This is a genomic window from Embleya sp. NPDC050154 (assembly GCF_044460165.1).
Lineage (GTDB): Bacteria > Actinomycetota > Actinomycetes > Streptomycetales > Streptomycetaceae > Embleya.
Genome location: NZ_JBITJP010000006.1, coordinates 55543 through 75269 on the forward strand (window position 1 = coordinate 55543; position 19727 = coordinate 75269).

The 19727-nt window shown below is 69.9% G+C and carries 14 protein-coding genes, 2 tRNA genes and 1 pseudogene; 3 read left to right on the forward strand and 14 right to left on the reverse strand.

Features of this window, described 5'->3' with window-relative positions; all coding sequences use genetic code 11:
* Nucleotides 1-93 precede the first annotated feature (93 nt).
* The 9 genes and pseudogenes from rodA to ACIBSV_RS14980 all read right to left on the reverse strand — a co-directional run bounded on the left by rodA (nucleotide 94) and on the right by ACIBSV_RS14980 (nucleotide 11806).
* Nucleotides 94-1344, reverse strand: coding sequence for a rod shape-determining protein RodA (rodA, locus tag ACIBSV_RS14940; RefSeq protein WP_395862908.1), 1251 nt, complete (start codon nucleotides 1342-1344; stop codon nucleotides 94-96).
* Nucleotides 1341-3575, reverse strand: coding sequence for a penicillin-binding protein 2 (gene mrdA, locus ACIBSV_RS14945; protein WP_395863462.1), 2235 nt, complete (start codon nucleotides 3573-3575; stop codon nucleotides 1341-1343). The genes rodA and mrdA overlap by 4 nt, the downstream gene beginning before the upstream one ends.
* Nucleotides 3576-3624: 49 nt before the next feature.
* Nucleotides 3625-4131, reverse strand: a pseudogene (mreD, locus tag ACIBSV_RS14950) (rod shape-determining protein MreD); the annotation flags it as partial.
* Between the two features lie 4 nt (nucleotides 4132-4135).
* Nucleotides 4136-5185, reverse strand: a complete 1050-nt coding sequence (mreC, locus tag ACIBSV_RS14955; RefSeq protein ID WP_395862910.1) for a rod shape-determining protein MreC — start codon at nucleotides 5183-5185, stop codon at nucleotides 4136-4138.
* 123 nt (nucleotides 5186-5308) lie between these two features.
* Nucleotides 5309-6328, reverse strand: a complete 1020-nt coding sequence (locus ACIBSV_RS14960; protein ID WP_026218256.1) for a rod shape-determining protein — start codon at nucleotides 6326-6328, stop codon at nucleotides 5309-5311.
* A gap of 452 nt (nucleotides 6329-6780) precedes the next feature.
* Nucleotides 6781-7191 (reverse strand): nucleoside-diphosphate kinase, encoded by a 411-nt coding sequence (ndk, locus tag ACIBSV_RS14965; protein ID WP_020550731.1) that lies wholly within the window; start codon nucleotides 7189-7191, stop codon nucleotides 6781-6783.
* A 119-nt stretch (nucleotides 7192-7310) separates the two neighbouring features.
* Complete coding sequence (locus ACIBSV_RS14970) at nucleotides 7311-7646, reverse strand: DUF4233 domain-containing protein (RefSeq protein WP_395862912.1); 336 nt, start codon at nucleotides 7644-7646, stop codon at nucleotides 7311-7313.
* A gap of 2 nt (nucleotides 7647-7648) precedes the next feature.
* The gene (locus tag ACIBSV_RS14975) at nucleotides 7649-9058 is read right to left on the reverse strand and encodes a bifunctional folylpolyglutamate synthase/dihydrofolate synthase (protein WP_395862913.1); all 1410 of its coding nucleotides are present in this window, start codon (nucleotides 9056-9058) and stop codon (nucleotides 7649-7651) included.
* Between the two features lie 114 nt (nucleotides 9059-9172).
* On the reverse strand, nucleotides 9173-11806 hold the full coding sequence (locus ACIBSV_RS14980) for a valine--tRNA ligase (protein WP_395862916.1): 2634 nt from the start codon (nucleotides 11804-11806) through the stop codon (nucleotides 9173-9175).
* A gap of 354 nt (nucleotides 11807-12160) precedes the next feature.
* Between ACIBSV_RS14980 and ACIBSV_RS14985 the strand changes: the two genes are divergently transcribed.
* Together ACIBSV_RS14985 and ACIBSV_RS14990 are read left to right on the forward strand one after the other, a co-directional pair.
* A complete protein-coding gene (locus ACIBSV_RS14985) occupies nucleotides 12161-12880 on the forward strand; it encodes a hypothetical protein (protein WP_395862918.1) in 720 nt (239 codons plus the stop codon).
* A gap of 128 nt (nucleotides 12881-13008) precedes the next feature.
* A complete protein-coding gene (locus tag ACIBSV_RS14990) occupies nucleotides 13009-13671 on the forward strand; it encodes a hypothetical protein (RefSeq protein WP_395862920.1) in 663 nt (220 codons plus the stop codon).
* A gap of 87 nt (nucleotides 13672-13758) precedes the next feature.
* On the opposite strand, the gene clpX is transcribed toward ACIBSV_RS14990, so the two are convergent.
* From clpX to ACIBSV_RS15015, 5 genes are all read right to left on the reverse strand, one after another.
* On the reverse strand, nucleotides 13759-15039 hold the full coding sequence (clpX, locus tag ACIBSV_RS14995; protein WP_360304477.1) for an ATP-dependent Clp protease ATP-binding subunit ClpX: 1281 nt from the start codon (nucleotides 15037-15039) through the stop codon (nucleotides 13759-13761).
* Nucleotides 15040-15191: 152 nt separating this feature from the next.
* Nucleotides 15192-15854: an ATP-dependent Clp protease proteolytic subunit gene (locus ACIBSV_RS15000; RefSeq protein ID WP_395862922.1), complete on the reverse strand. Its 663-nt coding sequence runs from the start codon at nucleotides 15852-15854 to the stop codon at nucleotides 15192-15194.
* Between the two features lie 141 nt (nucleotides 15855-15995).
* A complete protein-coding gene (locus ACIBSV_RS15005; RefSeq protein ID WP_020550724.1) occupies nucleotides 15996-16568 on the reverse strand; it encodes an ATP-dependent Clp protease proteolytic subunit in 573 nt (190 codons plus the stop codon).
* Between the two features lie 1372 nt (nucleotides 16569-17940).
* Complete coding sequence (tig, locus tag ACIBSV_RS15010; protein WP_395862924.1) at nucleotides 17941-19365, reverse strand: trigger factor; 1425 nt, start codon at nucleotides 19363-19365, stop codon at nucleotides 17941-17943.
* Nucleotides 19366-19480: 115 nt separating this feature from the next.
* Nucleotides 19481-19556: transfer RNA gene (locus ACIBSV_RS15015), tRNA-Pro, on the reverse strand.
* A 96-nt stretch (nucleotides 19557-19652) separates the two neighbouring features.
* Between ACIBSV_RS15015 and ACIBSV_RS15020 the strand changes: the two genes are divergently transcribed.
* Nucleotides 19653-19723 (forward strand) — tRNA-Gly (locus ACIBSV_RS15020).
* Nucleotides 19724-19727: the final 4 nt, after the last annotated feature.

Sequence of the window (19727 nt, forward strand, 5' to 3'; positions counted from 1 at the left end):
GCGATCCGGGCGGACCCCCTACCGGGTTGCCCGGTGGGGGCCGCCCGCGACGGGTGGCCGGCGGCCTGTGCGAGGCCGACGGGCCGGCTCGGCTCAGGCCGACTTGAAGGCGCCGGCGTGCCGCATGTGCACCGACTGCAACAGCCCTATCCCCATCCAGATCGCGAACATCGACGATCCGCCGTAGGAGACGAACGGCAGCGGCAACCCGGCCACCGGCATGATGCCCAGGTTCATCCCGACGTTCTCGAACGCCTGGAAGGCGAACCAGGCGACCACGCCGGCCGCGACGATCGTGCCGTACAGGTCGTCGGCGTGCAGCGCGATCCGGATCCCGCGCCACAGCAGGATCCCGAACAGCGCGATGATCACGCTGCAGCCGATGAAGCCCAGTTCCTCGCCCGCCACCGAGAAGACGAAGTCGGTCTGCTGTTCGGGTACGTACTGGCCACTGGTCTGCTCGCCGTGGAACAGCCCCTTGCCGGTGAGCCCGCCCGAGCCGATCGCCAGCCGGGCCATCACGGTGTTGTAGCCGACGCCGCCCGGATCGAAGTCCGGATTGGCGAAGGCCCGGAACCGGTCGATCTGGTATTCGCTGAGCAGCCCGAGGCGCACGACCGCGCCCGCGCCGGCCGCGGCCATCATGATCAGCGCGATCATCCAGCGCGCCCGCGTACCGGACGCGAGCAGCACGCCGAGCACGATCATCGCCAGCACCATGACCGAACCGAGGTCGGGCATCAGCATGATCACCGCCATCGGCAGCGCCGCCACCGCCAGCGCCCAGAACACCGCCTTGTCGCCCGGTCTGGCCAGGTCCCCGGTGTCCACCCGTTCGGACAGGATCATCGCCATGCACAGGATGATCGCGATCTTGGCCAACTCGGCGGGCTGCACCGAGAAGCCCGCGCCCAGTTGGATCCAGGCCCGCTGACCGTTGATCGTGCTGCCCAGCGGGCTGAGCGCGGCCATCAAGCCGAGCACGGCGACGATCCCGACGAACGGGGCGAAGGCCCTTATCCGACGGTGACCGATTATCGCCACCACTGTTGCCAGGACCAGCCCGATCGCCAGATTGAGCAGGTGCCGCTTGAAGAAGAACTGCGGGTCGCCGCCGGTGAGTCCGCGCCGATTGCGGGTCGCGGACCACACCAGCAGGGAGCCCACCACGGACAGCGCGAGCGCCGGGCCCAGGAGTATCCAGTCCAGTCGACGCACCGGGGCGTCGCGCTGGATGATCTGTCGGGTGATCGACCGGCGCGGGGTGAACACCGGCGCGAGTCGGCCCAGGTCCGGTGTACCGAATCCGGCCACCCGCGAGGCGGGTCGCAGTTTCAGGCTCATGTCCCTCTCCCCGTCCGGTAGACCACGCGATCGGGCGGCAGTGCCCCGGGCGCGGACATCGCGGTAGTGGTGGGAGCGTTGTTCCCGCCCGGGTGCGGCGGGAGCAGGTGGGCGGCCGGCACGACGGTGCCGTCCTCCTTGACGTGCGGCAGCCCCGTGGGCGGGGCGGGCAGCAGCGCCTTGGCCGGGTCGATCGCGCCCTTCTCGTCGACGCCGAGCAGCGCTTCGTAGATCTTGCGGACGGACGGACCCGAGGTGCCGGAACCGGTGCCGCCCTGGCTGACCATCATCACCACGGCGTACTGCGGGCCGTCCTTGGGCCCGCCGTAGGTGGCGAACCAGGACGTGCTCTGCTTTCCGTACACCGAGCCGGTGCCGGTCTTGGCCGCTATCGGCATCTCCGCGTTCGGCCAGTTGGCGAAGACGCCGGCCGCGGTGCCGTTCATCTCGACGCCGATCAGCGCGTTCTGCAGGTACTTCACCGTCGCGTCGCTTATCGGCAGCTTGGCCGTCGCCTGTGGCTGGATCTCGCGCACGAGCTTGCCCTCCGGGCTGATCACGGCCTTGCCGATGGACGGCTTCCACAACGTGCCGCCGTTGGCGATGGCCGCGTACACCCGGGCCATCTGCAACGGGGTGACCGTGGTGTCGCCCTGGCCGATCGCGAAGTTGATCGCGTCACCGGCGCGGAACTGCCACCCGTCGACGCAGTTCTCCTTGGCGATCTTGTCCACGTACTCGTTGCCGGTGTCGCCCTGCTTGCACCACGCGTCCTTGTTCTGCTCCCAGTTGCGCTTCTTCCAGGCCCGGTCGGCGATCCGGCCGCCGGACTCGCCGGGCAGGTCGATCCCGGTGGGCGCGCCCAGGCCGTAGTTCTTGGCCATGGTGACCATCGGGTCCTTGGGGTTCTTGCCGAAGATCCCGCCGTCCTTGAGCCACATGTCGTAGCCGATGCCGTAGAAAACGGTGTTGCAGGAGACCTCCAGCGCACGCTGGAGCGAGATCGGGCCGTAGCCCCTGGACTCCAGGTTGTTGAAGGTCGTGCCGCCGACCGTGATGCTGGGCGAGCAGTCGTAGTTGGCCTTGGTGGAGTAGCCCGACTCGGCGGCGGCCGAGGTGGAGATCACCTTGAAGATCGAGCCCGGCGCGAACTGACCCTGTATGGCCCGGGCCACCAGCGGTACGCCGGCCTTCTCGTCGGTGAGCGCCTTGTAGTCCTCCGGCGAGATGCCGCCCACCCACACCGACGGGTCGTAGTTGGGCGCGCTGGCCATCGCGATCACCCGGCCGGTCTTGATGTCCATCACCACGGCCGCGCCCGCGTCGGCGACGAAGTTCTTGTGCGTGTTGCCCGCGTCGAAGGTCGCCCGGGCCCGCTTCATCGCCTCGTCCAACTGCTGCTCGGTGATCGCCTGGATCTTCGCGTCGATGCTGGTCACCAGGTGGTTGCCGGGCACCGGCGCGGTCTCCGAGACGGTGCCGGTGACCCGGCCGAGGTGGTCCACGGACAGCCCGGTGACCCCGGACTTTCCGCGCAGGTCCGCGTCGTAGGTGCGCTCCAGACCGCTGCGGCCGACCTCGTCGGCGCGCTGGAGGTCCTTCTTGCCCTCGGCCTTCTGCTTGCTCAACTCGTCGTCGGAGACCGGCGAGAGGTAGCCCACGACGTGTGCGCCGTTGGCCCCCTCGGGCGCCGGGTACTGCCGCACGGCGGTGGGCTCGGCGGTCACCCCGGGGAAGTCCTCGCGATGCTCCATGATGGTCAGCGCCTGCTCGGTGGTGGCGTTGTCGGTGACCGGGATCGGCTGGTACGGCGAGCCGTTCCAGCACGGCTTGGGCACGTTGCGCTCGCACAGCCGGGTGCGCGCCTTGACCTCGTCGGCGGGCAGTTGCAACACCTCGGCGAGCCGGGTCAGCACGGCGGCGCCGGAGTCGGGCATCCGCAGCAGTTCGGTGCGGCTGACCGAGACCACCAGCGCGGTGCGGTTGTTGACCAGCGGGAGGCCCTTGTCGTCGAGGATCTGCCCGCGCACGGCCGGGGTCACCACGTCTCGGACCTGGTTCTGCGACGCGGCCGCGGCGTAGTGGTCGCCCTCGCGGATCTGCAGGTACCACAGCCGGCCGAAGAGGGTGATCATCAGCGACAGGACCAGGATCTGCAGGATCACCATGCGGGCCCGCACGCTGTGCGCGCCGTCTCCCTTGGAGCGGCCGGAGTTGAGCAGGCTGGGCATGCGTTTACGCATCTTGGGCGTTCACCCCCTACCGGGACAGGCCCGAGAGCATCGGTTTGGGATCCACCTTGCGGGCCAGCGCCATCACCCACGGCACCACGAACGGCGCCAGGATCGCGTCGTAGACCACCGCGGTCAGCAGCAGCTTGGTCAGCCCCACCTGGCGCACCGCGCCGTCGCCGACCAGCGCGCCGACCGCCGCGTACAGCACGGTGGTGCCCGCCGCGGCGACCGCGACCACGGCGATCGGCGTGAGTACCGAGCGTCTGGGGCTGCGCGAGACGAACAGGCCGGCGACGTACCCGGCCAGGCACAACACGAAGGCGTACCGGCCCGCCGCGTGGTCGGCGGGCGGCGCGAGGTCGGCACACAGGCCGGCCGCGAAGCCGATCACGCAGCCGGCGGTGGGCCCGTACGTCAGCGCGAGCCCGACCACCACCAGGAGCAACAGGTCCGGCACCGCACCGGGCAGACCGAGCCGGGCGAGCACGCTCACCTGGACCACGAGCGCGACGACAATCAGCAGCGCGGCATAGAACACGCGGGAGATCCGCACCGTCTCAGTCCCTTCCGGTCGGTGGGGTCGCGCCGCCGGGCGGCGGCTTGCGGCGTGCGTCGGCGGCGTTGGCGATGTTGGTCCGGGTCCCGCCGGCGGGCGGCTTCGCGGCCGAGGCACCCTTGGGCGGCTCGGTGCTCGCGGGCGGCGCCGGCGGCACGGGCGGCGTACTCGGCGGCGCGGCCGCCTCCTGGATCGGCGGTGGCAGCACCGCGTCGCGCGGGTCGGTGCGCGGCGGTTCGATCACCACGCCCACCGTGTCCAGGCCGGAGAAGCGCACGTACGACCGCACCTCGACGCTGCGGGTGAGTTCGCCCGGGGTGTTGCGCACCTCGGCAACCTCGCCCACCGGCACGCCCGGCACGAACGGCTTGCCGCCCTGCGAGCCGAAGGTGACCAGCCGGTCGCCCTTCTTGACCCGGGCCTGCCCGTTGAGCAGCTTGAGGTTCATCGGCTTGTCGCCGCGTCCCGAGGTGATCCCTATCTCCATCGACCCGGCCAGGCGCGTGCCGACCGCGAATCCGGGGTCGGTGGCGAGCAGCACGGTCGAGGTCATCGGACCCACCTGGGTCACCCGGCCGACCAGACCGTCGCCGTTGATCACGGTCATGTCCGGTTTGATGCCGTCGCCCACGCCCGCGTCGAGGGTGACCGTCCAGGAAAAGCCCTGGGCGGGCCCGATGGCGACCACGCGCGCGGGCTTGATCTTGTACTGCCCGGCCGAGGAGACCTTGAGCAGTTTGTCCAATTCGGCCGCGCGATTGCGGTCGAACTCGATGTTGTCCACCTGTTGACGAAGCTTGGCGTTCTCGTCCTGCAGGCGCTTCTTCTCGCTCTCGTGGGATCCCGCGTCCTTGACCGCGTTCACGGCCCGGCCGACGGGGTCCACTGCGGCGGACACGCCGCGTTCGGCGGGGCCGAACACGGCCGAGGCCCAGTCGCGGACATTCGCGATGGGCGAGTTCCGGCCACCGCGGATGTCCACGGTGATGAGGGCGAAAGAGATCGCTAGCAGCAGCACGAGGACCAGCCGACCGTGCCGGGAGTCCCTCACGATGCGCGCCCGCCCCTTTCGTACGTTGCGGCGCTTGTGGGCAGTTGTGGGCAGTTGTGGTGTGTGGCCGCGCCGGACCGGATCCGGGGGCGGCGGACCGGCCGACCGCCCCCGCGTCCCGGGTCAGCGGCGTGGTTGGGCGTCCAGTACCTGCTGGAGCTTCTCGTACTCCTCGACGCACTTGCCCGCGCCCAGGGCCACCGAGTCCAGCGGGTTGTCGGCGATGTGGATCGGCATTCCGGTCTCGGTCCGCAGCCGCTCGTCGAGGCCGCGCAGCAGCGCGCCGCCTCCGGTGAGCACGATGCCGCGATCCATCACGTCGCCGGCCAGTTCGGGCGGACACTGGTCCAACGTGCTCTTGACCGCGTCCACGATGGTGTTGACCGGTTCCTCGATGGCCTTGCGGACCTCGGAGGTGGAGATCACGATCGTCTTGGGCAGGCCGCTGACCAGGTCGCGGCCGCGAATCTCGCTGTGCTCGTCCTCGCCGAGGTCGAAGGCCGAGCCGATCGACATCTTGATTTCCTCGGCACTGCGCTCGCCCAGGAGCAGCGAGTATTCCTTCTTCACGTAGGCGATGATCGCGTTGTCCAACTCGTCGCCGGCCACCCGGATCGACTGCGCCGTGACGATGCCACCGAGCGAGATGACGGCGACCTCGGTGGTGCCGCCGCCGATGTCGACGACCATGTTGCCGGTCGCCTCGTGCACCGGCAGACCTGCGCCGATCGCGGCGGCCATCGGTTCCTCGATGATGTGCACGCTGCGCGCGCCGGCCTGGCTGGACGCCTCGACCACCGCGCGGCGCTCGACGCCGGTGATGCCCGAGGGCACGCAAATCACCACGCGCGGACGGGCCAGGTACCGGCGGCGGTGCACCTTGAGGATGAAGTAGCGCAACATCCGCTCGGTGATCTCGAAGTCGGCGATCACGCCGTCCTTGAGCGGTCGGATCGCCACGATGTTGCCGGGCGTGCGCCCGATCATCTTCTTCGCCTCGGCGCCGACCGCCAGGATGCCCCCGGTAGTGGTGTTCTTGGCGACCACCGACGGCTCGTTCAATACGATGCCGCGGCCTCTGACGTACACCAGCGTGTTGGCCGTACCGAGGTCGACCGCCATGTCACGACCGATGAACGACAAGTTGTTCGCCATATAAAGAACCTAGGGCCTTCCCGAGCTCGTAGCCATGAGGACATGAGCCGGCCGAGGGACGTCGCACCGACGACACCGGATCGACCGACCAACATCGTAGGCACGGGTGTACCGGCGGCAGAACCGCGACGTACCGGGGCACGGCTGCACCCTCCATCCACCATGACGTGATCACGGGGTGAGGGGTTGCGTGCCACGCGCGGCAAGTGGAGGGATTTCCCTCTAACAGCGCACGGCCGGCGCCCGATCGGCGTCCCGGCGGGTCGTGTGGAGGTCCACACGGCGTGGTCGCGAAAAAAATCGATCTCCCGCGCGGCCCGCGCGCGTCGCGCGGCATTCGCCCTTCATCGCGACACGTGCGTCACGGCGGGAATCGACACGGCACGGGCCCGGCCCGGCGCGTGGGGTTGTCGAACACCCCGGGCGCCGCGACCGGACGCTCAGGCGTGCTCGGGGAAGAAGTTCTTGATCTCGCGCTCGGCGGACTCCGGCGAGTCGGAGCCGTGCACGATGTTCTCCCGGGTGATCGTGGCGAAGTCGCCGCGAATGGTGCCCGGCAGGGCCTTGATCGGGTCGGTGACGCCGGCGAGCACGCGGAAGGACTCGATCACCCGCTCGCCTTCGACGATCAGCGCCACGGACGGGGCCGAGGTCATGAACTCCACGAGCGGGGCGTAGAACGGCTTGCCCTCGTGCTCGGCGTAGTGCCGCTCGATCGTCTCGCGGTCCATCACCCGCAGATCGAGCGCGGCCAGGGTGAAGCCCTTGCGCTCGATACGGCCGATGACCTCACCGACGAGACCACGCCGGACTCCGTCCGGCTTGACCAGGACGAGCGTGCGCTCGGACACGTTGGCTCCTTGCTTCCTCGAAAGGGGGGGTACGGGCACAGACCTCGCGACCCGACGAACGGTCAACGCCCAGAGCCTATCCGGGGTAACGCATCAACCTTTCGGCCGTACGCCTTCAGTCACTCGGCGGTAGCCATCCGGGCCGCCTTGGCGGCGTCGATGATCCGCCCGACCCGGATGCAGCCGTACCAGATGGCCGCGAACACCACGCCGATCAGGAACATCATCGGGACCACGAAACCGGTCACGAACAGGCCCAGTTGCAGCGCCCAGCCGGCGGTGATCGCCCACGGTTCCTTGAGCTTGGCGCACAGCAGCACGCAGAAGAGCGCGGACGGCCCGGCGACCGCCCACAACACGCCGGTGGAGATGTCGGTGAGTCGCATCGCGACCAGCGCGGCGAGGCAGATCACCATGGCCTGGCCGATCAGGTGGGTCGAACACAGCGCGCGCATGCTCAGGCGTCCCTTCCGTTGCGATGGCCGGCTCCCCCGGTGTCGGCGCCCTTGAGCAGCACCCGGGCCTCGCCGACGGTGACCACGGAGCCGGTGACCAGCACGCCCGCGCCGCCGAGGTCGCCCTCCTCCTCGGCCAGCGTGACGGCGGCCTCGATCGCGTCCGGCAGGGCCGGCTGCACGTCGACCCGGTCCGCGCCGAACACCTCGACCGCGAGCGCGGCGAGTTCGTCGACCGGCATCGCGCGTGGTTGCGAGTTCCGCGTCACCACGACCTCGGCGAGCACCGGTTCGAGCGCCTCCAGCACACCTCGCACGTCCTTGTCGCCCATCACGCCGACCACGCCGACCAGATGCCGGAAGTCGAACGAGTCGGTCATCGCCTGCGCGACGGCCCGGGCGCCGGCGGGGTTGTGCGCGGCGTCGATCAGTACGGTGGGGCTGCGCCGGACGATCTCGAGTCGGCCCGGCGAGGTGACCGACGCGAACGCCTCGCGGACCAGGTCCGCGTTCAGCGCGCCACCGCTGGTGAGCCCGGGTCGATCGGCCACCCCGACGCCCATGAACGCCTCCACGGCGGCCAGCGCGACCGCCGCGTTGTGCGCCTGATGGCTGCCGTGCAGCGGCAGGAAGACGTCCTCGTACTCCCCCGCCAGGCCGCGCAGGGTGAGCAACTGGCCGCCGACCGCCAGGTCGCGCCGGACCACGCCGAACTCCATGCCCTCGCGGGCCACCGTCGCGTCCACCTCGACCGCGCGTCGGATCAGCGCCTCGGCCGCGTCCACCGGCTGTTGCGCCAGCACGACCAGGCTGTCCTTCTTGATGATCCCGGCCTTCTCCACCGCGATCTCGCCGGGCGTGCCACCGAGCCGGGCGACGTGGTCCAGCGCGATCGGGGTGACCACGGCGACCGTGCCGTCCACCACGTTGGTCGCGTCCCACGTGCCGCCCATGCCGACCTCGACCACCGCGACGTCCACCGGCGCGTCGGCGAACGCGGCGTAGGCCATCGCGGTGATCACCTCGAAGAAGGACAGTCGGTACGGCTGCGCGGCGTCCACGATGTCGATGTAGGGCCGGATGTCGTGGTAGGTCTCCACGAACCGCTCGGCGCTGATCGGCTCGCCGTCCAGGCTGATCCGCTCGGTCATCGACTCGACATGCGGGCTGGTGAAGCGGCCGGTGCGCAGTTGGAACGCGCGCAGCAGCGCCTCGATCATCCGGGCCGTGCTGGTCTTGCCGTTGGTGCCGGTGATGTGGATGACCGGGTACGCCCGCTGGGGTTCGCCGAGCACGTCCATCAGCGCGACCACGCGGTCGGTGGACGGGTCGAGCTTGGTCTCCGGCCAGCGCCCGATCAGCTCGGCCTCCACGGCGCGCTGCGCGGCCGCTGCCTCGGCGGGGTCTGTCACTGGTGTCACCGGTTCCGATCGAGTTCTTCGGGGGTTGGGGCCGAGCCGGGGTGGCGGCTCGCCGATCGTCCGCGCGGCCCGGGTGGGTGTGCCCGGGCCGCGCGACCGCTCGGATCAGGCGGTGGGCAGCCGGTCGAGCTGGCCCTTGATGCGTTCGATGTCGGCTTCGGCTCCGGTCAGCTTGTCCCGGACCTTGTCCACCACATCGGCGGCGGCCTTGGCCAGGAAGCCGGCGTTGCCGAGCTTCTTGGTGTTCACGTCTCGGACCTTCTCCGCCTCGGCCAGGTCCTTGGTCAGTCGCTTGCGCTCGGCGGCGAAGTCGATCGCGCCGGACAGGTCCAGCTCGATCACCGCGCCCGCGACCGGGAAGGACGTGGTCGCCGCGAAGCCCTCGCCGGCCGGTGTGCAGCGGGCGAGTTGCCGCAGCGCCGCCTCGTGCGCGGCGATCGCGGTGCCCGCGAGCGAGATGTTGGCCGGCACCCGCTGGCCGGGTTTGAGGCCCTGGTCCGAGCGGAACCGGCGAACCTCGGTGATCACCTGCTGGAGCGTGGTGATCTCGGCCTCGGCAGCCGGGTCGGCGAACCCGCTCGGGGTGGGCCACTCGGCGGGCACGAGCGACTCGCCGCCGGTGAGCGTGGTCCACAACTCCTCGGTCACGAACGGCACGATCGGGTGCAGCAGCCGCAGCGTCACGTCCAGGACGTGGCCCAGCACGCGCCGGGTGGCCTGCGCGGCGGCCTCGTCCTCACCGTTGAGCGGCAGCTTGGCCAGTTCGACGTACCAGTCGAAGACCTCGTCCCAGGCGAAATGGAAGAGCGTGTCCGAGAGCTTCGCGAACTGGTAGTCCTCGTAGTACGCGTCCACCTCGGCCACGACCGCGTCCAGCCGGGACAGGATCCAGCGATCGGCCGCCGCGAGCTGTTCGGCGGCCGGCATCGGACCCTCGACGGTCGCGCCGTTCATCAGCGCGAACCGGGTCGCGTTCCAGATCTTGTTGCAGAAGTTGCGCGAGCCCTGGACCCAGTCCTCGCCGATCGGCACGTCCGTGCCGGGGTTGGCGCCGCGGGCCAGGGTGAAGCGCAGCGCGTCGGTGCCGTACGCGTCCATCCAGTCGATCGGGTCGACCACGTTGCCGAACGACTTGGACATCTTCTTGCCGAACTGATCGCGGACCAGGCCGGTGAGCGCGATGGTGTGGAAGGGCGCCTGCCCGTCCATCGCGTACAGGCCGAACATCATCATCCGGGCGACCCAGAAGAAGATGATGTCGTGCCCGGTGAGCAGCACGTCGGTCGGATAGAACTTGGCCAGGTCGGCGGTCTGCTCGGGCCAGCCCAGCGTGGAGAACGGCCACAGCGCGGAGGAGAACCACGTGTCGAGCACGTCGGTGTCCTGCGTCCAGCCCTCGCCGGTCGGCGCCTCGTCGTTCGGACCCACGCAGACCGTCTCGCCGTTCGGGCCGTACCAGACCGGGATCCGGTGGCCCCACCACAACTGGCGCGAGATGCACCAGTCGTGCATGTTGTCGACCCAGCCGAAGTAGCGCCCGGCCAGCTCCTGCGGGTGGATGGTCACCCGGCCGTCGCGCACCGCGTCGCCGGCGGCCTTGGCCAGCGGCTCGACCCTGACCCACCACTGCATGGACAGGCGCGGCTCGACGGTGGTCTTGCAGCGCGAGCAGTGCCCGACCGCGTGCGTGTACGGGCGCTTCTCGGCGACGATCCGCCCCTGCTCGCGCAGCGCGGCCACGATCGCGAAGCGCGCCTCGTAGCGGTCCAGTCCCTCGAACGGGCCGTGCACGGTGACGATCGCCCGCTCGTTCATGATCGAGGGCATCGGCAGGTTGTGCCGGCGGCCGATCTCGAAGTCGTTCGGGTCGTGCGCCGGGGTCACCTTGACCGCGCCGGTGCCGAACTCGGGGTCCACGTGCTCGTCGGCCACGATCGGGATCCGCCGCCCGGTGAGCGGCAGTTCGATCTCGGTGCCGACCAGGTGCGCGTACCGCTCGTCGCCGGGGTGCACCGCGACGGCGGTGTCGCCGAGCATGGTCTCGGCGCGCGTGGTGGCCACCACGATCGCGGCGTCGCCGTCGCCGTAGCGGATCGAGACCAGCTCGCCCTCGTCGTCCTGGTGCTCGACCTCGATGTCGGAGATCGCGGTCAGGCAGCGCGGACACCAGTTGATGATGCGCTCGGCGCGATAGATCAACTCGTCGTCGTAGAGCCGCTTGAAGATGGTCTGCACGGCCTGGGACAGGCCCTCGTCCATGGTGAAGCGCTCCCGCGACCAGTCGACGCCGTCGCCGAGGCGACGCATCTGGCCGAGGATCTTCCCGCCGTACTCTTCCTTCCACTGCCAGACCCGGTCCACGAACTCCTCGCGGCCCAGGTCGTGCCGGGACTTGCCCTCCTTGGCCAGCTCGCGCTCGACCACGTTCTGGGTGGCGATGCCGGCGTGGTCCATGCCGGGCAGCCACAGCGCCTCGAAGCCCTGCATGCGCTTGCGGCGGGTGAGCGCATCCATCAGCGTGTGCTGGAACGCGTGGCCCAGGTGCAGCTGTCCGGTGACGTTCGGCGGCGGGATGACGATCGTGTACGGGGGCTTGTCACTCTTCGCGTCGGCCTCGAACCAACCCGCGGCTACCCAGCGCTCGTACAGCTTCCCCTCTACCTCGGCGGGGGTGTACTGGGAGGGAAGGGCCTGCGGCTGCTCGGCGGCAGCGGCTGCGGGAATGGTGTTCTCGGTCACCGCCCCAGTCTACGGAAGGCGCGCGGGCGCCTTCGACGCGGCGGCGGTGGGGCGGTGGCAGGGCGGTGGCGCGGCGGGCGGGCGACGGCCGGGCGGCGCTGACGCGGCCGTCGAGGCGGCGGGCGCGCAGGGGGCGTGGCGGCGGGCGCGCAGGGGGCGTGGCGGCGGGCGCGGAGGTCGGTTTCGCGCCGGAGGCGTCCCGCCCTTGTCACCGTGCTGTCACCGCGACCCCGCCGGGCGCCGGGCACCGCTAACTTGCGCCGTGGGCGGTATCCGGTTTCGACGATGGGGGCATCGGTCGGGGCGTCGGGAGCCGGCCCGATATCCGTGAATCCGTGAATCCGGGGGGATCTCGTGCGTACTCGCACCTCGACACTGCTCACCACCATCACCGCCGTCACCGTCTCGGTGCTCGGGGCATCCGTGCTGACGGGTTGTCAGGCCAAGGACGACAAGGCCGACCGGAGCGGCCCGGCGGTCGCCACACCGGACCGACCGGCCGACGCCGGGGCGACCTCGGCCGTGACGCGGCCGGCGGAGCTGCCGAGCGGCAAGGCCCAGCCGACCGCGCCCTCGACATCGGTCCCGTCCGGCCGGCCGTCGACGCCGGCCGGTGTGCGCAGGCTCCAGCCCGCCGCCCGGGCGGGCGGCCTGACCCGGCTGACCGACGGGCCCACCGACGTTCCGGTCGACCCGGGCGAGGTGCGCGACCGCGTCAACAACGTGGTGGTCGCGGCATACGGCGCGACCGGGGCCGGCCCGCGCGCGGTGCTGTTCGTGGGCGTGGACGGGATGACCGGGGTCGACGGCAAGCGGCTGGAGCACATGCTGCGCGGCATGGTCGAGTACGTGAACGGCAGCGGCGGCAGCGTCCCGGACGGGGTCACGATGAAGTCCTACGACGCCGGCCCGCTGGGCGGCACGCTGGAGTGCATGCCCGGTTCGGCCGCCGGGCCCGCGGCGATCTGCGGGTGGGCGGACCGGTACACGACGGCTGTGGCCTACTTCGAACAGTCGTCGGCGGATCAGGCCGCGGCGAAGTTCAAGGCGATGCGCGCGGATCTGGAGAAGTAGCGGCGGGGCGGTCCCGGATGCGCCGGCGGGGCCGCGGCGGAACGCGCGTTCGTGCGTCGCCTCGCGGCCCTACCGTCGTTGTACCGGGTACCGATGACGTACGGCCGAGCCACGAGGTGGTGGGGGCGATGAGCGACGGGTACGGCGGCATGCAGGAGTCCGGGACGAGTGGCGCGGGATACCCGAGCGGCCCACCGACCGACGCTCCGCCGCCGAGCGACCGCTCCCGGGACCGGGCCGCGCTGCTCGTGGGCGTCCTGGGCAGCGCGGCGGTGGTCGTGGCCGCGGTGGTGGTCGTGGTACTGCTGCTCGACTCGGGCGGCAGCGGCGGCGGTCCGAGTCGGCCGCGCGGCCTGCCGACCGCGCCTGCCGGCGTACGGATCGCCGGACCGCTCGTGATGCCGACCACGATCGAGGCCCGAGGCCCGGTCCCCCACCAGGAGTTGCCCGGCACGGTCGGCGAACTCGACGCGACGATCGGGCGGACCTTCACCGACGTCCGAACCGAGGTCTTCGGCGGCGGGCAGATCGGCGAGACGGTGCTGCTGACGCTGGCGACCAGGCGGGACACGGCGCCGGCGGCGTACGTCCGGGACTTCGTGCCGGCGGTGTCGCTGACCGAGGATCCGGCCGTACCCGGCCCGCCGGGGTTGCTCCGCTGCTGGAGCAACCCCACCACGGCGATGTGTCTGTGGGGCGACGAGCACGATCTCGTGCACGTCAGCGACGGAGCCGGTGTCGCACACGCTCGGCTGGTGATCGCGAACGTGTACGCGGGCACCGCCCGATAGCCGTCCTGGGCACCTCGGCTGCCGTCCCGGGGGCTTTCCGGCCGCCGTTCGGCTTCCGCTCGGTTGCCGGTGGGTGGAGGGTTCGGCTCAGGCGCTCTTGTCGCGCCGCTCCCGCTTGACCACGTCGCGCGGCACAAGCGTGGGATTGACGTGCTTGAGCACCACCTGGTCGGTGACCACGACGCGGGCCACGTCCTTGCGGGACGGGACCTCGTACATCACCGACTGGAGCACCTCTTCGAGGATCGCCCGCAGGCCGCGCGCACCGGTGCCGCGCATGATCGCCTGGTCGGCGATCGCCTCCAGCGCCTCCATCTCGAAGTCCAGCTCGACCCCGTCGAGTTCGAACAGCCGGCGATACTGCTTCACCAGCGCGTTCTTGGGCTCGGTCAGGATCTGGATGAGCGCCTCGCGGTCCAGGTTGTGCACCGAGGTGAGCACCGGCAGCCGGCCGATGAACTCCGGGATCATGCCGAACTTGAGCAGGTCCTCGGGCATCACGTCGGCGAACGAGTCGGCGCTCTCCACATCGCGCTTGGAGCGGATCTGCGCGCCGAAGCCGATGCCCTTGCGGCCGACCCGGCCTTCGATGATCTTCTCCAGGCCGGCGAACGCGCCACCCACGATGAACAGCACGTTCGTCGTGTCGATCTGGATGAACTCCTGGTGCGGGTGCTTGCGGCCGCCCTGCGGCGGCACACTCGCGGTGGTGCCCTCGATGATCTTCAGCAGCGCCTGCTGCACGCCCTCACCGGACACGTCGCGCGTGATCGACGGGTTCTCACTCTTGCGAGCGATCTTGTCGACCTCGTCGATGTAGATGATCCCGGTCTCGGCCTTCTTGACGTCGTAGTCGGCCGCCTGGATCAGCTTCAGCAGGATGTTCTCGACATCCTCGCCGACGTAGCCCGCCTCGGTGAGCGCGGTCGCGTCGGCGATGGCGAACGGCACGTTGAGCATCCGGGCCAGGGTCTGGGCCAGCAGCGTCTTGCCACAGCCGGTCGGCCCGAGCAGCAGGATGTTCGACTTGGCCAGTTCGACGCCGTCGTCCCGGGACGCCTTGGCGGACTCGCCCGCCTGGACCCGCTTGTAGTGGTTGTACACCGCTACCGAGAGCGCCTTCTTGGCGACTTCCTGCCCGACCACGTAGCCGTCGAGGAACTCGTAGATCTCCCGCGGCTTGGGGAGCTCCTCGAACTTCAACTCGGAGGACTCGGAGAGCTCCTCCTCGATGATCTCGTTGCACAGGTCGATGCACTCGTCACAGATGTAGACACCCGGACCGGCAATGAGCTTCTTCACCTGCTTCTGGCTCTTTCCGCAGAACGAGCACTTGAGCAGGTCGCCACCGTCACCGATGCGTGCCACGAGGTGCATCTCCTTCGCCTGGGCCCCGGATGTCCCGGACCTGGTGCCTGGTCTTTCGACGGTACCCCGCCGGAATCTCCGATCCCCCGGTTTTGACCATCAACCGGTCACCGTTGTCCGGTCGGCGGCAAGCCGCCGACCGGGCGGGGACACTAGCCGACGACCTTCCGAGGTGCGGTGATCTCGTCGATGAGGCCGTACGCAAGCGCCTCTTCGGCCGTCAGAATCTTGTCGCGCTCGATGTCGTCGCGAACCTGCTCGATCGGCCTCGTGCTGTGCTGCGCGAGCATCGTTTCCAGCATGGTGCGCATGCGCTGGATCTCACGAGCCTGGATCTCCAGGTCGCTGACTTGCGCGCGCCCTGTTTCACTGTACGGCTGGTGGATGAGGATGCGGGAGTTCGGCAGCGCCATTCGCTTGCCCGGAGTTCCCGCGGCGAGCAGAACGGCGGCGGCGGAGGCCGCCTGGCCCATGCACACCGTCTGGATGTCGGGGCGCACGAACTGCATCGTGTCGTAGATGGCGGTAAGCGCCGTGAAGGAACCGCCGGGCGAGTTGATGTAGATCGAGATGTCCCGATCGGGGTCCATCGACTCGAGCGTCAGCAGCTGCGCCATCACGTCGTTCGCGGAGGCGTCGTCGACCTGGACACCCAGGAAGATGATCCGCTCCTCGAACAGCTTGGTGTACGGGTCCTGCTCGCGGAAACCCTGCGACGTGCGCTCGATGAAACGCGGCAGGACGTAACGGCTCTCGGCGCTGCGCGAGGCCAACGGTGCCAGGCCCTCGGGCCGGTGGAACAGATTGTCATTCATGGAAATCTCAGCCCTCCGGGACTGCGGACTCGACTCAGTGGCTGGGCGACCGGAGGCCGACTCACGCTGTTTCCCAGCCGGGGTCGGCTGGTGTGGATCAGCTGTCGGTCAGCCGGGTTCAGCTGTGTACAGCCGCCGGTATCAGCTGGTGCTGCCGGTGTTGGGAACCTCGGCCGCACTGCGAACCACGTGGTCCACCAGGCCGTATTCCTTGGCCTCCTCGGCGGAGAACCAGCGGTCGCGGTCCGAGTCGTGCTCGATCTTCTCGGGGGTCTGCCCGGAATGGTGCGCGATCAGGCGAGTCATCTTGCGCTTGGTGCGCAGGAGCTGCTCGGCCTGGATCTTGATGTCCGACGCCGAGCCACCGAGACCGGCGGACGGCTGGTGCATCAGGATCTCGGAGTTGGCCAGCGCGATGCGCTTGCCGGGGGCTCCGGCGGTCAACAGGAACTGGCCCATGGAGGCGGCCAGGCCCATCGCGACGGTCGCGACATCGTTGCTGATCCACTGCATCGTGTCGTAGATCGCCATGCCGGCGGTGATGGAGCCACCGGGCGAGTTGACGTAGAGCCAGATGTCCTTTTCCGGGTCCTCTGCGTTCAGCAACAGGAGCTGGGCGGAGATCGCGTTGGCGATCTGGTCCTCGACCACCGAGCCGAGGAAGATGATCCGCTCGCGCAGCAACCGGTTGTAGACCTGGTCGTCGAGCCCCATCCCACCCGGCTGAGATGCACGCGAAGTGGGCACCGCGAGCCCCGGAGTCACGATCTGCGGATTCGTCACGTATCCACCTGCTCGTTTCCGACGGCAATCCCGAGCCGTCACGAAGTCGACCTTGGGAGGCACCTGCGTTCGTGGCGGGTGACCCCCTTCGTACAGCGACCCTAACGCGCGGATCGTCGCAGGCCATCCCAGACTCAGGACTGTTCGCCCAGAGCGCAGCAAGGCGGCATCCGGGCGGTATCGGGGTAGTCGCGCGCGGATCGAGCGAGGCCGGGACAACCTTCCGGTCCCGGCTCCGCCGCCCCGAGTCCCGCGTCGGCCCCGGCCCGACCGCGCCGACTGCCCGCCGCGACCCCTGGTGCGGACCGGTGCGGACCGGTGCGGACCGGTGCGGACCGGTGCGGACCGGTGCGGACCGGTGCGGTGCGGTCCCGGCCGGGACCGGGCCCCGGGCCCGTCCTCTCGAGCCCCGCGTCGCGCCCGGCCGACTCGGCCCGGCACGACTCACGCCCGCTGCGCGCCCCGCAGGCTCGCTGGGCCGCTCGGGCAGATCGGCCGGGACCGCGGGGAGCTTGGGTGGCGGAACCGGGATCGCGCGAGCTCGGGGTGGCGGAACCGAAGACGCGGGGAGCTTGGGGTGGCGGAACCGAAGACGCGCGGAGCTTGGGGTGGCGAAACGGAAACCGCGCGGAGCTTGGGGTGGCGAAACCGGAATCGGGGGCTCGGTGGGTACCGGGACGGGGTCTCCGGCGCCATGGGCCCGTGTCCTGCGCCGTGCGGGCGGCAACGGGTTGCCGGGCGAGAGGGCGAGAACGGCTGCCACGGCCCGCCGATCGCGCGAGCCGATATCGGACACCGACTCGACTCGCGCGGAGGCTCCTCGGGGCCGGCGCAGGCATCTTCGGGGCCGTCGGCGACCAGCCGACGCGCGCGGCCCGGTACGAATCGGCGCGACACGGATCGCGAGACCGGCGACGGATCGCGAGACCGGCCCCGCACGGTGGTTCGCCCGCGCGAACCATCCGCGCCACCGTCGCCACACCGCGCACCTGCCGCACCGCCGAGCGGACCCGATCTCCGAACACGGCCGGGCGGCCCGGCATCCACCCGACCGTGCGACCGGCTCCAGGCGTACTCCGAGCGTGGGAGCCCTCCCCCCGCCGCCCCTCCCGCACCCACCCGTGCGCCTCGCGCCCGAAAAGCACTTCGGGCCCGGTCTCCGCCGAAGCGGGGACCGGGCCCGAAGCGTCGGGTCCTACTCCCTACAGCTACTACGCCCTACACGCACTGCGTGCGCCGCGGGTCACCCCGACCGGCCATCGCGAGTCGCGCGCGCGTCGCGAGGGCGTCGCGCGAGTGTGGATCAGGCCTCGGCCTTCTCCTCCGCGGTCGCGTCCGACGCGGGAGCGGCCTCTTCGGTCTCCGCGTGGTCGTGGCCCTCGTGGTTGTCCGCGTCGTCCGCGTGCAGGTCGACACCGAGGCTGACCTCGTTGCCGGACGCGTCCTTGGCCTTGGCGCCCTTGGCGATGACCTCGAGGGCCTTGCCGCGAGCGACCTCGCCGACCAGGACCGGCACGTAGCCGGACTGCATGACCTGCTGCGCGAACTGGTCCGGGCTCATGCCGGACTGCTGCGCCCGCTGGATGAGGTGCTGGGTCAGCTCTTCCTGGTTGACGGAGAGCTGCTCCTTCTTCACCACCTCGTCGAGCACGAACTGGGCGCGCATGCCCTTGCGGACGCTGTCCTGGAGCTCGGTCTCGTACTCCTCGGCGGTCTGGCCCTGGATCTCCAGCCACTTGGCCAGGTCCATGCCCATCATGCCGAGCTGCTGCTCGAGCTGACCGCGACGCTGCTCGATCTCCTCGGTGACGATGCTCTCCGGCAGCGGCACCTCGATCTGCTCAAGCAGGGCTTCCAGAACCTTGTCCCGACCCTCGTTCTGCTGGTCGTGCAGCTTCTGGTGGTCGAGCTTCTCGCGCAGGTCCGCCTTCAGCTCGTCCAGCGTGTCGAACTCGCTGGCGAGCTGCGCGAAGTCGTCGTCGAGCTCGGGGAGCTCCTTGGCCTTGACGGTGGTCACCTGGACCGAGACCTCGGCGGTCTCGCCGGCCGCGCTGCCACCCTGGAGCTCGGTCTCGAAGGTCTTGGTCTCGCCGGCCGACGCGCCGATGACGGCGGCGTCGAGGCCGTCCAGCATCGTGTCGCCGCCGATCTGGTACGACATCGCCTTCGCGACGCCGTCCTCCAGCACCTCGCCGTTGACCTTGGCCTCGATGTCGATGACGACCGTGTCGCCCTCGGCCGCGGCCCGCTCGACGGTGTTCAGCGCACCGAAGCGGTCACGCAGCTCTTCGATCTTCTCGGCGACGTCCTCGTCGGTGACGGTGATGTCATCGACCTCGACCTCGATGCCGGAGTAGTCCGGCAGCTCGATCTCGGGACGGGTGTCGACCTCTGCGGTGAACTTCAGATCGGCACCGCCGGCCAGCTCGGTCACGTCGGTGACCTCGGTGACCTCGGGCTGGCCCAGGACGCGCAGCTCGTTCTCCTCGACGGCCTTGCCGTACGAGGAGGAGAGGATCTCATCGAACGCCTCGACGAAAACGGCCTCACGACCGAAGCGCTGGTCGATGATGCGAGCCGGGATCTTGCCCTTGCGGAAGCCCGGGACCGTCACCTGCTTGCCGATCTTCTTGTACGCCGCGTCGAGGCTGGGCTTCAGCTCCTCGGAGGGAACCTCGACGGTGAGCCGAACCCGGGTCGGGTTCAGCGTCTCGACGGCGCTCTTCACGGTAAGGGTCTCCTTGCTGCGGGCTGTTCTTCCGGGCCTGTGCATCTTGCCTGACGGCACACTGAAGGTTCAGAACCGGCGTACCGATCCATCCTGCAGCGAATCCATGATGTGGTGGTCGGGGCGGGGAGACTCGAACTCCCGATCTCCTGCTCCCAAAGCAGGCGCGCTAGCCACTACGCTACGCCCCGTGGCGCCCGATGAAGTCTAGAGGACGACACGCTAGAGTCTGCACTGGCCGCGCACCAATCCGCTAACCTAGGCGCCACGTGCACGCCACACCAGCTGCGGGTGTAGCTCAATGGTAGAGCCCTAGCCTTCCAAGCTAGTGGTGCGAGTTCGATCCTCGTCACCCGCTCAGA

What these genes read in the sequence shown, in the direction of transcription:
- ACIBSV_RS15000 (WP_395862922.1), bottom strand. Translation starts at nt 15,854, where the DNA reads ATGAATGACAATCTGTTCCACCGGCCCGAGGGCCTGGCACCGTTGGCC.
- ACIBSV_RS15005 (WP_020550724.1), bottom strand. Translation starts at nt 16,568, where the DNA reads ATGGGGCTCGACGACCAGGTCTACAACCGGTTGCTGCGCGAGCGGATC.
- ACIBSV_RS14990 (WP_395862920.1), top strand. Translation starts at nt 13,009, where the DNA reads ATGAGCGACGGGTACGGCGGCATGCAGGAGTCCGGGACGAGTGGCGCG.
- rodA (WP_395862908.1), bottom strand. Translation starts at nt 1,344, where the DNA reads ATGAGCCTGAAACTGCGACCCGCCTCGCGGGTGGCCGGATTCGGTACA.
- mrdA (WP_395863462.1), bottom strand. Translation starts at nt 3,575, where the DNA reads ATGCCCAGCCTGCTCAACTCCGGCCGCTCCAAGGGAGACGGCGCGCAC.
- ACIBSV_RS14970 (WP_395862912.1), bottom strand. Translation starts at nt 7,646, where the DNA reads ATGCGCGCGCTGTGTTCGACCCACCTGATCGGCCAGGCCATGGTGATC.